11 protein-coding genes and 1 pseudogene are annotated in these 14,291 nt (G+C 69.3%); 3 read left to right on the plus strand and 9 right to left on the minus strand.

What is annotated here, in order from left to right; genetic code table 11:
• The 3 genes and pseudogenes from ACPYOG_RS00005 to dusB form a co-directional block, all read right to left on the minus strand.
• Positions 1-672 (minus strand): annotated as a pseudogene (locus ACPYOG_RS00005) (hypothetical protein); the annotation flags it as partial.
• 88 nt (positions 673-760) lie between these two features.
• On the minus strand, positions 761-2,065 hold the full coding sequence (locus tag ACPYOG_RS00010) for a deoxyguanosinetriphosphate triphosphohydrolase (RefSeq protein ID WP_481292225.1): 1,305 nt from the start codon (positions 2,063-2,065) through the stop codon (positions 761-763).
• Positions 2,055-3,245 carry a tRNA dihydrouridine synthase DusB gene (gene dusB, locus ACPYOG_RS00015; RefSeq protein WP_481292226.1) on the minus strand — a complete coding sequence of 397 codons (1,191 nt, stop codon included), beginning with the start codon at positions 3,243-3,245 and terminating at the stop codon, positions 2,055-2,057. Before dusB ends, ACPYOG_RS00010 begins: the two co-directional genes overlap by 11 nt.
• Before the next feature lie 33 nt (positions 3,246-3,278).
• Here dusB and ACPYOG_RS00020 point away from each other — a divergent pair, with 33 nt between their 5' ends.
• Positions 3,279-3,797: an aminoacyl-tRNA deacylase gene (locus tag ACPYOG_RS00020; protein ID WP_481292227.1), complete on the plus strand. Its 519-nt coding sequence runs from the start codon at positions 3,279-3,281 to the stop codon at positions 3,795-3,797.
• A 120-nt stretch (positions 3,798-3,917) separates the two neighbouring features.
• Complete coding sequence (locus ACPYOG_RS00025) at positions 3,918-4,835, plus strand: endonuclease domain-containing protein (protein ID WP_481292228.1); 918 nt, start codon at positions 3,918-3,920, stop codon at positions 4,833-4,835.
• A 172-nt stretch (positions 4,836-5,007) separates the two neighbouring features.
• On the opposite strand, the gene ACPYOG_RS00030 is transcribed toward ACPYOG_RS00025, so the two are convergent.
• Genes ACPYOG_RS00030 through recO form a run of 3 tightly spaced genes read right to left on the minus strand, consistent with a single transcriptional unit; the run spans position 5,008 to position 7,414 of the window.
• Complete coding sequence (locus tag ACPYOG_RS00030) at positions 5,008-5,679, minus strand: DsbA family oxidoreductase (protein ID WP_481292229.1); 672 nt, start codon at positions 5,677-5,679, stop codon at positions 5,008-5,010.
• A 29-nt stretch (positions 5,680-5,708) separates the two neighbouring features.
• Positions 5,709-6,515 carry an isoprenyl transferase gene (locus ACPYOG_RS00035; RefSeq protein ID WP_090037138.1) on the minus strand — a complete coding sequence of 269 codons (807 nt, stop codon included), beginning with the start codon at positions 6,513-6,515 and terminating at the stop codon, positions 5,709-5,711.
• Complete coding sequence (gene recO, locus ACPYOG_RS00040; RefSeq protein ID WP_481292230.1) at positions 6,512-7,414, minus strand: DNA repair protein RecO; 903 nt, start codon at positions 7,412-7,414, stop codon at positions 6,512-6,514. The genes ACPYOG_RS00035 and recO overlap by 4 nt, the downstream gene beginning before the upstream one ends.
• A 176-nt stretch (positions 7,415-7,590) precedes the next feature.
• Here recO and ACPYOG_RS00045 point away from each other — a divergent pair, with 176 nt between their 5' ends.
• Complete coding sequence (locus tag ACPYOG_RS00045; protein ID WP_481292231.1) at positions 7,591-8,370, plus strand: trimeric intracellular cation channel family protein; 780 nt, start codon at positions 7,591-7,593, stop codon at positions 8,368-8,370.
• 150 nt (positions 8,371-8,520) lie between these two features.
• On the opposite strand, the gene leuA is transcribed toward ACPYOG_RS00045, so the two are convergent.
• The 3 genes from leuA to ACPYOG_RS00060 all read right to left on the minus strand — a co-directional run bounded on the left by leuA (position 8,521) and on the right by ACPYOG_RS00060 (position 14,262).
• A complete protein-coding gene (leuA, locus tag ACPYOG_RS00050) occupies positions 8,521-10,293 on the minus strand; it encodes a 2-isopropylmalate synthase (RefSeq protein ID WP_481292232.1) in 1,773 nt (590 codons plus the stop codon).
• Positions 10,294-10,462: 169 nt separating this feature from the next.
• Positions 10,463-12,967 carry a bifunctional lysylphosphatidylglycerol flippase/synthetase MprF gene (locus ACPYOG_RS00055; RefSeq protein WP_481292233.1) on the minus strand — a complete coding sequence of 835 codons (2,505 nt, stop codon included), beginning with the start codon at positions 12,965-12,967 and terminating at the stop codon, positions 10,463-10,465.
• Entirely contained in the window at positions 12,964-14,262 is a 1,299-nt protein-coding gene (locus tag ACPYOG_RS00060; RefSeq protein WP_481292234.1) for an alpha/beta hydrolase, read from the minus strand. Before ACPYOG_RS00060 ends, ACPYOG_RS00055 begins: the two co-directional genes overlap by 4 nt.
• Positions 14,263-14,291 lie beyond the last annotated feature (29 nt).

Raw genomic sequence — 14,291 nt, forward strand, 5'->3', positions numbered from 1 at the left:
GGATGTGGCGGCTGCGGCCTCGGCGGGCGCTGCGGGTCGGGTGACCGATCCTGCTCGATCGAGGGCCGCGTCAGGCGATTCGGGCGCGGTGCTTTCAGCGAGCTCCGCAGCGGTCGGCAGTCGCTTGGTGGCTGTGGTATCTGCTGAGGTCTTCGACGAGGAATCGGCGGTGCCCTCAGTCAACGGTTCTGCAGGCGAGGACGAGGTGTCGCGCTCGGTGACCGCCCCCTTCGCGCGGACGGCGCGAGCAGCTGCGGGTGCGGATCCGGCTGGTGCGTTCCGCCGCGCGAGTGGTTCGCGCGCGGAGAGCGCCGCATCCATGATGTCCGGGGCTTCGCCCTCGGGCGCGATCGGGGCAGGTTTGGCGGTCGTTCGCCGGGAGCGGGCCGCGGGCGCCTGCGCCGCGGTGCGCTTCGCCGCAGCGGGCTTCGCCCCAGCCGACTCAGCCGACTTTGCACCGGCCGTCTTTGGCGCAGCCGGCTCTGCCGCATCCCGCTTCGTCGTCGCCGACTTCGCTCGACTCGAGGGGCGCTTCGCCGGCGCATCCGCATCCGCTGCCCCGGCGGAGGCGCGCGGCGTGCGGCGTACGGCCCCGGGGCCGGCCGATGCCGCGTTCGACGGTTCGCCCTCTGCGGGGCTTCCGCCGTCCGACGGTGGTTCTGCGGTGCTCATTCGTTTCCTCCTGAAGGCCTGACCCCAAGCATTCTGCACAGGGCGGCGGTATTCAACCCCGGCCGTGCGCATCCCCGTTTCGAGTCGCTCAATGCTGGACGAGCCGCTCGTACCAGCTCAACGCGGACTGGTCGGTGAGACTGGCGACCTGGTCGACCACGACGCGCCTGCGCGCGTCGTCGGTGGCTGCCGCGCGCCAGTCCTCGGCGAATCCCGGGTCGAGCTCCGCCGGCCCCCGCTGGTAGAGCAGGTCGGCGAGGGTGGTGAGGATCTGGCGCTGCTGGGCGTAGATCGGCTGCCGCGTGTTCCGCGACATCACGAACGTCGCCACGATGCCCTTCAGCACGGCGATCTCGGCCTGGATGCCCGCCGGCACCACCACGTCCGCGCCGAAGCGGATGAGATCGGTGCGCCCGGCGGACTCCTTCGTCGCGTGCACGGCCGCGTGCGCGAACCGTCCGATCAGCTGGCTCGTGAGGTTCTTCAGCCGCGCCTGGGACCGGCGCGAGCCATCCCATCCGTCGAGCCAGATGTCCATGCTGTCGAGCCGGTCGAACGCCTCGATGAGCTCGTGGTGGGTGACCTCGCCGCCGATCCACTCGTGCATCGACTGGACGAGATCCTCGTGGTCGACCCGGCTGCCGAGCGCCGCCACGTCGATGTAGCCGTTGACCACCGCGTCCTCGAAGTCGTGCACGGAGTAGGCGATGTCGTCGGAGAGGTCCATCACCTGGGCCTCGATGCAGCGCTGGCGCTCGGGCGCGCCGGCGCGCATCCACTCGAAGACGGCGCGGTCGTCGGCGTAGAACCCGAACTTGGCGCGCCCGCTCGGATCGGCGACCGACGAGGATGCGGGCCACGGATACTTGCAGCTGGCGTCGAGGCTCGCCCGTGTGAGATTGAGGCCATAGGGGCGCCCGTCGTTGCCGAAGACCTTCGGCTCCAGCCGGCTGAGCAATCGGAGCGTCTGAGCGTTGCCCTCGAATCCGCCGATCTCCGCCGCCCACGCATTGAGCGCCCGCTCGCCGTTGTGGCCGAAGGGAGGGTGCCCGATGTCGTGCGCCAGGCAGGCGGTGTCGACGATGTCAGGGTCCAGTCCCAGGCTGTTCGCGAGCTCGCGGCCGACCTGCGCCACCTCCAGCGAGTGCGTCAGACGGTTGCGCGCGAAGTCGAGGCCGGCCGTCGGGCTGAGCACCTGCGTCTTCGCGGCGAGCCGGCGGAGGGCGCTGGAGTGCAGCAGGCGCGCGCGGTCGCGCGCGAAGTCGCTCCGGCGGCTGGAGTGCTGCTCGGGCATCCACCGTTCGCGGTCGTGCTCGGTGTAACCGGGTGCGCCCTCCCGGGAGTCGTTGCGCGAATGTGCGCCGGAGCGCGGTGCCGCCAGCTCATCCACCACTGTTGTGCACCTCCGCGTCGGCGACCTCTGCGCGCGCCGCGCCGTCGAGATCGCGGCTCGCCAGCCATCCATCGGGGAGGGCGGGGCGCTTCGGCGACCCGGCGCGACCGCGCTGGCCCTCCGCGGCCTCGCCCGGGTACTCCTGGTCAGCGTCCAGGGTCGCGAGCAGCTCGTCCATATGCTCCAGCGTGTCGACGGTGGCGAGACTTGCACGCAGGTCGCCGCCGACCGGGTAGCCCTTGAAGTACCACGCGACGTGCTTGCGGATGTCGCGGCAGCCGCGCTCCTCGCTCTCGAAGAACTCGGCCAGCAGCTCCGCGTGGCGACGGAACGCCTGCGCGACCTGGCCGAGTGTCGGGCGCGCCTGCGCCGCCTCCGCCTCCGAAGCACTGAGCTCGCCCGCTCGTGCGCGGAATGCCGCGGCCAGGTCTCCGAACAGCCACGGACGGCCGAGGCAGCCCCGGCCGACGACGACGCCGTCGCACCCGGTCTCGTCGACCATCCGGAGGGCGTCGGCGGCCGACCAGATGTCGCCGTTGCCCAGCACGGGCGTCGAGGTCATCGTCTCTTTGAGCTTGGCGATCGCCGACCAATCCGCTTGCCCCGAGTAGAACTCGGCGGCCGTCCGGGCGTGCAGAGCCACGGAGGCGACACCCGCGCCCTCGGCGATGCGGCCGGCCTCGAGGTAGGTGAGATGGTCGCTGTCGATGCCTTTGCGCATCTTGATGGTCAGCGGGATGTCGCCCGCCGCATCCACTGCGCCTTCGACGATCTCGCGGAACAGCCCCAGCTTCCACGGCAGCGCGGCACCGCCGCCCTTGCGAGTGACCTTCGGCACCGGACAGCCGAAGTTGAGGTCGATGTGGTCGGCGCGATCCTCTCCCACCAGCATCGTGACGGCCTCGCGGACGGTCTTCGGATCGACCCCGTACAGCTGGATGGAGCGCGGCGTCTCCGACTCGTGGTGCGTGATCAGCCGCAAGGACTCGGGCGTCCGCTCGACCAGCGCTCGGGACGTGATCATCTCGCTGACGTAGAGCCCGGCGCCGAACTCCCGGCACAGCCTCCGGAACGCCGTGTTGGTGATCCCGGCCATCGGAGCGAGGACCACAGGCACGTCGAGCCGCAGCGGACCGATGGTCAGCTGGGGCGCGTGGCTTATCGTTGCAGTGGTAGGCATCTCACTCGATTCTCCCAGAAGGCGCGCTGAGCTATGACCGAGAGACCGGAATCTGTGGAAGACTCCCCCGGCGTCGAAGCTGTGGACACCGGTCGGGAGCGTGTGCTCGCCGATGCCGCAGCTCGCGGTGTGAACATCCGGATCATCGAACGGCCGGCCGCCCGGAGCCTCGCCGAGGCGGCGGCGCTGCTCGGCATCCAGCCCTCGGACATCGTGAAGACACTGGTCGTGAAACGCAGTGACGACACCTTCCTCTTCGCGCTCGTGCCGGGCGGACGCAAGATCGCGTGGGCGAAGCTGCGCTCCGTGCTCCAGGTGAACAAACTGCAGCTGCCGGACGCCTCGGTCGCGCTCGCGGCGACGGGCTACGAACGCGGCACCATCACGCCGTTCGGGAGCACCACCGCGTGGCCGGTCGTTGCCGACGCCACGATCCTCGGCCGCACCGTCTCGATGGGCGCCGGCGAGCACGGCTACTCCCTCTTCGTCGACGCGGACGCGCTCGTCGCCGCCTTCGGCGCCACCGTCGCCGACATCACCGACCCCGAGTAGCCCATCCACTGGTCCCAACATGCCGTAAAGGCACGGCGGCTTACGGCGTGTTGGGACCAGTGGTTCCCCGCCTGTGGAGAACGCGCGACGCTCGCGCGCTGGATGATGCAGGGTGGCCTCATGAAGCAGCCGGGACCGCTCCCACCCATCCTCCGATCTCCCGCGTTCTCCGTTCGCGTCGCGGTACAGGCCGGGGTTCCGGTGCAGCGTCTTCGCCGCGCAGACCTCGACGCGCCATTTCACGGCGTACGGATGGTGCACGCGTCCAGCGGAGTCGATCTGCTTGCGCGCTGCGCCGCATACCGGGCTGTGATGACTCCGGGCACTTTCTTCAGCCACACCACCGCTGCATCGATTTACGGCCTCCCCTTGCCGCGAAGTCACTCGGAGAACGATCGGCTTCATGTCTCGGCGGTGCTGCCTGTTCGAGCGCCGAAAGGTCGGGGTGTGCGTGGACACGCCCTTTCGAGCCGCCCATCAGTGCGACTGGTTCGCGGGATGCGGGTTCCAGAGCCCACGGAGGTATGGTGCCAACTCGCGTCTCTTCTGACACTGGATGAACTGGTCATCGTCGGCGATGCCCTGGTGCGTCGGATAGCTCCGTATTGCGAAGTGTCCGAGCTGATTCGGGCGGCCAGTGAGATCTCCGCTCGACCAGGCGCCCGTAAGATCCGCGAAGCGATCGGGTTGGTGCGGGCTCGGACGGACTCGCCGATGGAGACGGTGCTCCGCCTGGCGGTCGCGCGCGCCGGCCTGCCCGATCCTCACGTGAACCACCCCATCGCCGACGCCTCCGGGAGGATCGTCGCCTCGGGTGATCTCGTATTCCCCGCGGCGCGGCTGGTCGTCGAGTACGACGGGGACCATCACCGTACGGACGCGGAGCAATATCAGACGGACATCGATCGTGTGTACCGGATCGAGTCTCTCGGATGGACGGTCGTCCGCATCAGCAAGATGCACATGCGTGCCGGGGCGAACGAGGCGCTCGCACGTATCCGGCAGGCTCTGAAAACGAATGGTCCCAACATGCCGTAACGCTCGGCGCTGACACGGCGTGTTGGGACCAATAGTTACGGGAGGGCGCAGGTGTCGCCGTCGCAGACGGCGCCGGCGGCGCCGAGTGGGACGAGCGGCAGGCGCGGGGCCGGCTGGGGCGCCGGAGGCGCCCCAGCGGCCGACGCGGGCGGCGTCGCCGGCACGGCGGGCGTCACGCGGTCACCGCGGCGCGCTCGGACCAGACCTGCTCGAGGACCTGCGCGAAGGCCTGCGCGTCCTGCGCGCCGGAGACGCCGTACCGACCGTCGATCACGAAGAAGGGGACGCCGTTGATGCCGTACTCGGTCGCAGTGGCCTGGTCGGCGCGTACGTCCGCCAGATACTGCCCGGATTCGAGGGCCGCCAGCGCCTCGGCGCGGTCCAGTCCGACCTCGGCTGCCAGGTCCGCCAGGTCGGCGATGCGGCCGACATGACGTCCCTCGATGAAGTAGGCGCGGAACAGACGCTCCGCCAGCTCCAGCTGCGCACCACGCGCCTTCGCGAAGTGCAGCAGTTCGTGCGCCTTCACGGTGTTGGTGTGCTTCAGGCTGTCGAAGTCGTAGTCCAGTCCGACGGACGAGGCGATTCCGGTGACGCGCTCGAGCATCTGCTCGACCTGCGAGGCCGGCAGGCCCTTGTGCCCGGCGAGGAAGTCGACCTCGCTTCCCTCGAAGTCGACCGGAGTGTCGGGCGAGAGCTCGAACGAGTGGTACTCGACCTCCACTCCGCGGCCATCGCCGGCGCCGGCGAAGAGGCCGCTTCCCGCCTCGAACTTGCGCTTTCCGATGTAGCACCACGGGCACGCGATGTCGGACCAGATGTCGATCTTGATGGGTTCGCTCACGTCAGGCGCAACATCCTGCAGCGGTCCGACTATTCCGCGACGGGCGCATCCACTGCACCCCCGAACCGTCGATTGCGGCGCAGGTAGAGGTCCACCGCCTCCCAGAGGTCCGTCCTGCTGAAGTCGGGCCACAGCGTGTCGAGGAACACCATCTCGGCGTAGGCGCTCTGCCAGAGCAGGAAGTTGCTGGTCCGTTGTTCGCCCGAGCTTCGGACGAAGAGGTCCACATCCGGCATGTCCGGGAGGTAGAGGTGGCGCTGGATGGTCTTCTCACTCACCGCGGACGGCCGCAGCCGGCCGGCGGCCACCTCCTCGGCGATCGCCCGCACCGCGTCCGCCACTTCGGTGCGACCGCCGTAGTTCACGCACATCGTCAGGGTGAGGACGTCGTTCCCGGCCGTCAGCTGCTCGGCGTACTGCAGCTCCTTGATGACCGACGACCAGAGCCGCGGTCGTCGTCCGGCCCAACGCACCCGCACTCCCCACTCGTTGAGCTGATCGCGGCGCCGGTGCAGCACCTCCCGGTTGAAGCCCATCAGGAAGCGGACCTCATCGGGCGACCGCTTCCAGTTCTCGGTGGAGAACGCGTACACGCTCAGATGCTTGATGCCGGCCTGGATGGCGCCGGCCACCACATCCAGCAGCGACGCCTCCCCTGCACGGTGTCCCTCGATCCGGGTGAGGCCGCGACGGTTCGCCCACCGGCCGTTCCCGTCCATCACGATCGCCACGTGCGAGGGAACACCGCCCGCCGGGAATGCGGGTGGATGCACGCCGGTCCAGTCGAGCGGGCGGTACTCCACCGCATCCTTGTGCGTGTAGGGCTTCGGACTCATCCACTCGCCTTCTGGTCGTGCGTGTCGTGCTCGCGCGTGTCGTGCTCGCGCGTGTCGTGCTCGTGCGTGTCGTGCTCGCGCGTGTCGTGCTCGCGCGTGTCGTGCTCGCGCTGGTCGTCCCGCTCGTGCGTGTCGCCGTGCTCATGCTGCGACGGCGCGCCGCGCTGCTCGTTCCGCTCCGGCGGGATGTGCTGCAAAGAGCGCAGCCCGCGCTCCAGATGCCACTGGGTGTACGCGGCAACCACTCCGTTGGCGCGGCCGCGGGTGGTGTCGGACGCCGCGTCCGCCGCCTCCCAGTCACCGGACAGCAGCGCGCCGAGCAGCGCGATGGTGGGAGCATCCACCTTGGGCGCACCCGGGGGCGCACAGTTGTCGCACACCACGCCACCCAGCTGGACGACCACCGCCGTGTGCGGACCGGGCGCGCCGCAGCGGGAGCAGTCCTGGAAGCTCGGAGCCCAGCCGGCGAGCGACAGCGCCCGCAGGAGGTAGGAGTCGAGCGTGAGGCCGGCACCGTGCTCCCTGCGCGAGAGGGAGCGCAGTGCACCCACGAGCAGGAGGTACTGCTGGAGGGATGCTTCAGCGTCGGTCAGCCGGTCGGCGGCCTCCACCATGGCATTCGCTGCCGTGTAGCTGGCGTAATCGTCCGCGATCAGCGCTCCGTAGGCGCCCAGCGTCTCAGCCTGCGTGACGATATCGAGGCTGCGCCCCTCGTAGAGCTGCACGTCGGCGACCATGAACGGCTCCAGCCGCGACCCGAACCGGGATGCGGTGCGCCGCACACCCTTCGCGACCGCCCGGATCTTGCCGTGCTGACGGCTCAGCATCGTGACGATGCGGTCGGCTTCCCCCAGCTTGTGGGTACGGAGCACGACGGCTTCATCACGGTAGACAGGCACACTCCAGTATCGCGCGGCGGGCTGACAGTACGGCGGAGGCGGTGGTCCGGCGCGCGGGCGGCCGCCTGAAGCGACTGGTCCCAACATGCCGTATGGCGTGCGGGCGGTACGGCGTGTTGGGACCAGCAGATCGCGAGAAGCCGGGCAGGCTCCACCGCGCATGATAGATATGACGGATGAGCACGCCCGCCCTCGCCATCGGCGCATTGTCGATCCCGCTGTGGGGCGACCTGATCGCCGTCGGAGTCGGCAGCCTCCAGGGTGCGATGTTCGCGGCAGGATTCCGCGACCGCCGGCTCGATCTGCTCGGCGTCGCGATCATCGGCGTGGCCACCGGCGTCGGCGGCGGCCTCCTCCGCGACCTGCTGCTCAACGTCACGCCGCTGGCGCTCCAGTCCAACTGGTACCTGCCGATCACCGTCGTGGCTGCGCTGCTCGGGATGCTGCTGATCCGCCTGTTCCGGCGGCTGGATCCGCTGATCACCCTCCTGGATGCGCTCACGATCGGCCTCTTCGGCGCGATCGGCGCGAGCAAGGCTCTGGCCCTCGGCCTGCCGGAGGTGCCCGCGGTGTTCGTGGGGGTGGTCTCCGCGGTGGGCGGCTCCATCCTCCGCGACATGCTGCTCAACCTGCCGATCGCGCTCATGCACGTCGGCTCGCTGTACGCCGTCGCGGCCGGCGCGGGCACCATCGTCCTCGTCGTGATGATCGACCTCGGCGCGCCGCTGACCGCTGCGGCGATCGTCTGCGTCCTGGTGACCCTGGTGATCCGGCTGCTCGCCGTGCGCTTCGGCTGGAGCCTGCCGGAGCAGCGGGAGCTGGGACGCATCCCGCGTCCGCGCTGGCCTCGCCTCATCCGCGTGCCACGCCGGACCGCGGAGACCGCAGCCGAACGGACCGCCGACCGCACGGACACCGGCGCGCTCCCCCGCTATCGCATCGACAAGGGCGAGTAGGGCCGTCGGAAACGGAGGACTTCCGTCCCGGATGACGCGGAAACGCGGGGAACGGAGGCGATCATGTCCCGTTCGGGACACGATCACCTCCGTTCGCTACGCGGAGACGCGGGACGGGAGACGCGCGACCGGGAGGGCAGGCGTCAGGACTCAGGCGCTGACCAGCTGGTCGACCGAACGGCCGGCCGCGGCGCGCACCGCGCGGTTCACCGCCGAGACGACCGCCTTGAACGACGCCGTCGTGGTGTCCGCATCGATGCCGACGCCCCAGCGGCGCTGGCCGTCCACATCCAGCTCGACGTAGGCGGCGGCCAGGGCCGACTCACTCGCCGACAGCGTGTGCTGCGAGTAGTCGTACAGGTGCGCGTCGACGCCGTGCTGCTTCAGGATGTCGAAGAGCGCGGCGATCGGACCGTTGCCCTCTCCGGTGGCCTTGGAGACGGTGTCGCCGTCCCGCAGCGTGACGGTGAGGACCACGTGGTCGCCGGTCTCGTTCGTGGTCGACGTGCTGCCCAGCTCGAACCGGCCCCACTTCGCCTCGGGGTCTGAGGTCGGAGCGGGCAGGTACTCGTCCTGGAAGATCTCCCAGATCTGGTCGCTGGTGACCTCGCCGCCCTCGGCGTCCGTCTTCGCCTGAACCACCCCGGAGAACTCGATCTGCAGCTTGCGCGGCAGGTCCAGCGAGTGGTCGGTCTTCAGCAGGTAGGCGACGCCGCCCTTCCCCGATTGCGAGTTGACGCGGATGACCGCCTCGTAGCTGCGGCCCAGGTCCTTCGGGTCGACCGGCAGGTAGGGCACGGCCCAGACCAGGTCGTCGACCGATACGCCCTGCTCCGCAGCGCGCGCCTCCATCGACTCGAAGCCCTTCTTGATGGCGTCCTGGTGCGATCCGCTGAACGCCGTGAAGACCAGGTCTCCGCCCCAGGGGCTGCGCTCGCCGACGGGCAGCTGGTTGCAGTGCTCCACCGTGCGCTTGATCTGGTCGATGTCGCTGAAGTCGATCTGCGGGTCGATCCCCTGGGTGAACAGGTTCACGCCCAGGGTGACCAGGTCGACGTTGCCGGTGCGCTCGCCGTTGCCGAACAGGCAGCCCTCGATCCGGTCCGCTCCGGCCATGTAGCCGAGCTCGGCGGCGGCGACGGCCGTTCCGCGGTCGTTGTGGGGGTGCAGCGACAGGATGACGTTCTCGCGGTAGTTGAGGTGGCGCGACATCCACTCGATGGAGTCGGCGTAGACGTTCGGCGTCGCCATCTCTACGGTCGCGGGCAGGTTGATGATGACCTTGCGCTCGGGCGTCGGCTCGAACACCTCCAGCACCTGGTTGCAGATCTCGGCCGCGAACTCCAGCTCGGTGCCGGTGTAGCTCTCGGGCGAGTACTCGTAGTAGATCGCCGTGCCCGGGACCAGGGACTCGAACTGCCGGCACAGGCGGGCGCCGCTGAGCGCGATGTCGATGATGCCCTGCTGATCGGTGCGGAAGACGACCTCCCGCTGCAGGATGCTCGTGGAGTTGTAGAGGTGCACGATGGCCTGCTTGGCGCCGGCCAGCGACTCGTAGGTGCGCTTGATGAGGTGCTCACGCGACTGGGTCAGGACCTGGATGGTGACGTCGTCCGGGATGGCGCCCTCTTCGATGAGGCTGCGGACGAAGTCGAAGTCGGTCTGGCTCGCCGACGGGAAGCCGACCTCGATCTCCTTGTAGCCCAGCCGTACCAGCAGGTCGAACATGATGCGCTTGCGCTCGGGGCTCATCGGGTCGATCAGCGCCTGGTTTCCGTCGCGCAGGTCGACGGCGCACCAGCGCGGGGCCTGGGTGATGCGCTTCGTGGGCCACGTGCGGTCCGGCAGCTCGACGCGGATCTGCTCGTGGAAGGGACGGTACTTGTGAATGGGCATGGCGCTCGGCGCCTGCGTGTTCTTCATGGTCTGTTTGCTCCTCGCGGTGTGGTGTGGAGAGCCGACGACGAACTCCGCGACGAGGGAGGCCCAGAACTAGGACTCGTCGCGGCAGCTAAGAAGGAGCAGACCGTACACAGTGGCGAGAATACCACGGAGCGCTATAGCGTCGGCCGGGAACATCCTCACAAGTGGGTCACGCCCGCCCGCGCGCGACGCTCGCGGCCTGCCGCACGGAGAGCCCCGGCAGGTAGGCGCGCACCAGCGCGATGCCGATCGCCGCCAGCGCCACCGGGTCCGGGTAGGCCATGATCAGCGGGTGCAGCTCGGGCTGGAACTTCTGCTTGAACTTGAGCAGGGAGCGGAAGCCGTACACCGGTTCCAGGGACGAGCTCAGGTAGCCGAGCAGCCGATCCATGGCGGCCTTGTCGCCCTCGGGGGTGGCCGCGGTGTGGGCGAGCGGCGCGGCGGAGAGCGACATGAACTCGATGCCGTCCTCCTTCATCCGGGTGGCCGCCTCGGCGATGAGGAACTCCATCACACCGTTGATGCTGTCCGGACGGCGGCGCATGAAGTCCAGCGTCCAGCCGACGACGATGCCGTTGCGGAAGGTCGGGAGCCAGCTGGTGACGGCCTCGATCCGGCCGTGCTCGTCGACCGCGAGCATGAGGCGTACATCAGGATCGCGCAGCTCGTCCAGGCCTCCGAGTGTGAAGCCCATCTCGGGCAGGTCCTTCTCCGCCACCCACTGCTCCGAGATGTCGGAGAGCTGGACCGTCGCACTGAGTGGCAGGGCGGCGAAGCTGGTCCACTCGGCGCGGACGCCGGCCCGCTGCGCGCGGTTGATGGAGGAGCGCACATCCTGCCACTTCTTGCCGGTCGTCGCCCACAGCTGCGGCCGGATCACGGTCTCCTCCGCGACGGTCATGCTCGACCAGCCGAGGCGGTCGAAGAGCGAGGCGTACCGCGCCTCCACGCTGTAGAACACCGGGATCCAGCCGTTGTCGTCGCAGAAGCGCGCGAATCCCTGGATGGCGCCGTCATGCGGACCGACCGCCCCGAACGGTCCCCCGGTGGTCAGTGCGACGCGACCCTCCACCCGGTAGGCGATCGCGCCTCCCCCGATGGGGTCGAACCAGTAGGAGTTGCCCGGCCAGGTGGACATGAACGAGATCGCGTCGCCTCCGCCCCGATGCAGCAGCTCCCGGACCTGCCCGATGTCGCCGGTCCCCCGCCTGCGCAGTCCACGCCCCAGCATCACCGGGATGGCGGCCACGATCGCGACGAGCCAGAACACCGTTCCGATGTTGTGGTAAACGACCGTCGCGAGCGGTGTCGTCGGGAGGTACTGCGCGGGCTCTCGTCGCAGGAAGCTGACCGGGATGAACCGCTCGAGCACGTCGTTCAGCAGGTCCTCGATGTCGATCGGACGGGTGAACCCGGTGTCCTTCTGCAGCCAGCCGACCAGCACGTACACACCGATCAGCCCGAACCCCGTCGCCAGCAGCAGGATGACGTACCGGCGCACCGCCCGCGCCGTCGGCATCACGATGAAGTGCCGGCGGAAGACGACCAGGAGTATCGCCATGGCCAGGGGCACCAGGGCCGACAGGGCCAGGATGAGGGTGACCTCCCAGTACCGCGCCGACACTGTGGGCCGGGCCGAGGCGGCGGGCAGGATGCCGTAGTAGAGGGCCGAGAGCAGCGCGAGCAGGCCGTTCACCGTGACACCGAGCCAGACCGCGAAGCGACGTCCCCGCAGCAGTCCGTACGCCGCGACGAGAAGGAGGAGCAGCGGTAGCACGGACAGCAGCACCGGCCCCAGTCCGTGGATGCGCTCCAGCGTCAGCGAGTGGAAGCACTGCCGGGTCACGGCGAACGCCTGGCAGCGCTGGATGACGGCGGTGGCGCTGGGCGTCTCGTTGCTGAACAGCAGGCCCACCGGGGACAGCATCCCGTATCGCGTCGATCCGAGGAGGCCGATCACCGGACCGAGCGCGGTGATGGTCAGGGCGGCCGACAGCAGCACCCGGACCTCATGGTGGGAGCTGCGGAGCCAGTCGCCGGCCACCCGTGTCTGGCGCAGCAACGGCCCGAGCGACAGACCCGTCAGCACCGCCAGGAGCCGGTACAGGTCCGACGGCATGCCGGAATAGAGCAGGTACATGATCGCGATCAGCAGCGCGATGACGCGGATGCGGCGGCGCCACAGCGTTCCGGCGAATGCGCTCGCGGTCATCACCGTGCCGCCGATGGCGGTGAACACGTCGAGCACCAGCAGCCCATGCACGTTCCGGGCCCACAGCTCTCCGATGTCGTTGGCGATCACCTGGACGAGGACGCCGACCACGATGCCGACCGCCGCCGTTCCGAAGAAGGCGAGAACCGTCCGCCAGGTCCCCATCAGCCGCTCGGAGGCGCCGACGAGCACGACGGTCAGGACGAGCACGACGATCAGCTCGAGCAGGTTGTCGGTGAACAGGACTGCAGTGAACGGCGACCACCAGTGCCCGTCCATCAGCTGGACGGCGCCGGCCCCCAGCCAGCCCCGCAACGGCCGGTGCGGCCCGTGAAGCGGTCCGGTGGCGAGCGCCAGTCCCAGGATGAGGACGGTGAGCGCCGTCGTGAACGGATGCTGCGCGACGAGCCTCGCCGCCCGCGCGAGGACGGCATTGCGTGCGAGCAGAGCGGCCGGCTTCACGACCCCAGCCCCAGCTGCTCGGCGATCGCCGGGAAGCCGTGGGAGAGGACGTACCGCACGGTCTTCCAGTCGTGCGCCGTACCCGGTGAGCTCAGGACCTGCCCCCGCACGCCCGCGCGGACGGCATCGCCATAGAGCTCCTGGGCGAACTTCGTGTACTTCGCATCCAGCTGACCGGTCCCGAAGATCATGACGGAGTCGCGGTAGGGCGCGTTCGCCTTCATCGCCGACGCGGGCTGCGCCTTCTCGTAGGCCGCCGTCGATCCCCCGAATCCCGTGCGGATGGTGAGCTCCTTGTTCCCCAGCGTCGGCCCCAGCTCGCTCGAGGACGCGAGTGCCGAACCGAACACGTCGGGGCGGGCGCTCGCGAACTGCACGGCGCAGGTCGCGCCCTGCGAGTAGCCGAACACGCCCCATCCTGACGGGTCTCCGCTCACACGGAGGTGCGAACGCACCCATTGGCGAACATCCGTCAGCAAATACGTCGCAGAGTTGCCGTACGCGGGCGAATCGACGCACATGGGATTGCGCCCGGGGCCGCCGAGCTGGTCGGGAGCCACCACGATCGGTGCGTAACCGCCGTGCTTCGCCGCGAACGCATCCATCACTCCGGCGACGTTGCCCGCCGTGAACATGTCCGCCGGGGCACCCGGCTGGCCGGAGAGGGCGTAGAGCACGGGAAGCGCAGGAGGATGGGTGGTCAGAGCGATGGGCGGGAGGTAGACGACCGCCTCTCGGGCGGGGAACCGCGACACGTTCGAGGGGATGTAGACCTTCCCGACCTCGCCCTTCGCCGGCACGGCGGCCGGGGCGGAGGCCGGCGGGTCGGCCACGGTCGCGCGCCAGTCGGTCCCCGTCACGACCTCGCCGTGCTCGGAGTGCAGCTCGAGCGCCTTGTACGGGATGACGCCGAGCACGTCGTTCAGGTTGCGGTAGGCGCCGAAGTCGGAATTGATGCCGCAGAACGCTGCCGCCAGGAAGACCGGGATGCTGAGCGCAGCGATCACCTTCCGCCACCACCGCGAACGGAACAGGTTGGCGATCGCAAGGCTCACGCCCGCGAAGCCCAGCGCCGTCCACAGGGTCGTCACCTGCGTCAAGGTGACACCGAACACGTCGTACACATCCGTCACGAGCCAGACGACGAACCACCCCAGCAGGCCGCCCGCGACTGCAGCGGTCAGCCCGGCGAGGGTCCGTCGCCAGGTGGGGCGGACCAGCAGGTACAGCACGAGGACAGCGGCTACGACGTTCAGCGTGACGAGGAACGGCGCTTTGTCGATCCTCAGCGTCATGAACCAGTTCAGGGGTGGATCCTCTCGGG

This window comes from Leifsonia sp. HAY1-4F, from assembly GCF_056755275.1.

Coding starts and splice junctions, on each gene's coding strand:
- ACPYOG_RS00020 (WP_481292227.1), top strand. CDS start 3,279: ATGACCGAGAGACCGGAATCTGTGGAAGACTCCCCCGGCGTCGAAGCT.
- ACPYOG_RS00025 (WP_481292228.1), top strand. CDS start 3,918: ATGAAGCAGCCGGGACCGCTCCCACCCATCCTCCGATCTCCCGCGTTC.
- leuA (WP_481292232.1), bottom strand. CDS start 10,293: ATGAAGAACACGCAGGCGCCGAGCGCCATGCCCATTCACAAGTACCGT.
- ACPYOG_RS00060 (WP_481292234.1), bottom strand. CDS start 14,262: ATGACGCTGAGGATCGACAAAGCGCCGTTCCTCGTCACGCTGAACGTC.
- ACPYOG_RS00045 (WP_481292231.1), top strand. CDS start 7,591: ATGAGCACGCCCGCCCTCGCCATCGGCGCATTGTCGATCCCGCTGTGG.
- dusB (WP_481292226.1), bottom strand. CDS start 3,245: ATGCCTACCACTGCAACGATAAGCCACGCGCCCCAGCTGACCATCGGT.
- ACPYOG_RS00035 (WP_090037138.1), bottom strand. CDS start 6,515: ATGAGTCCGAAGCCCTACACGCACAAGGATGCGGTGGAGTACCGCCCG.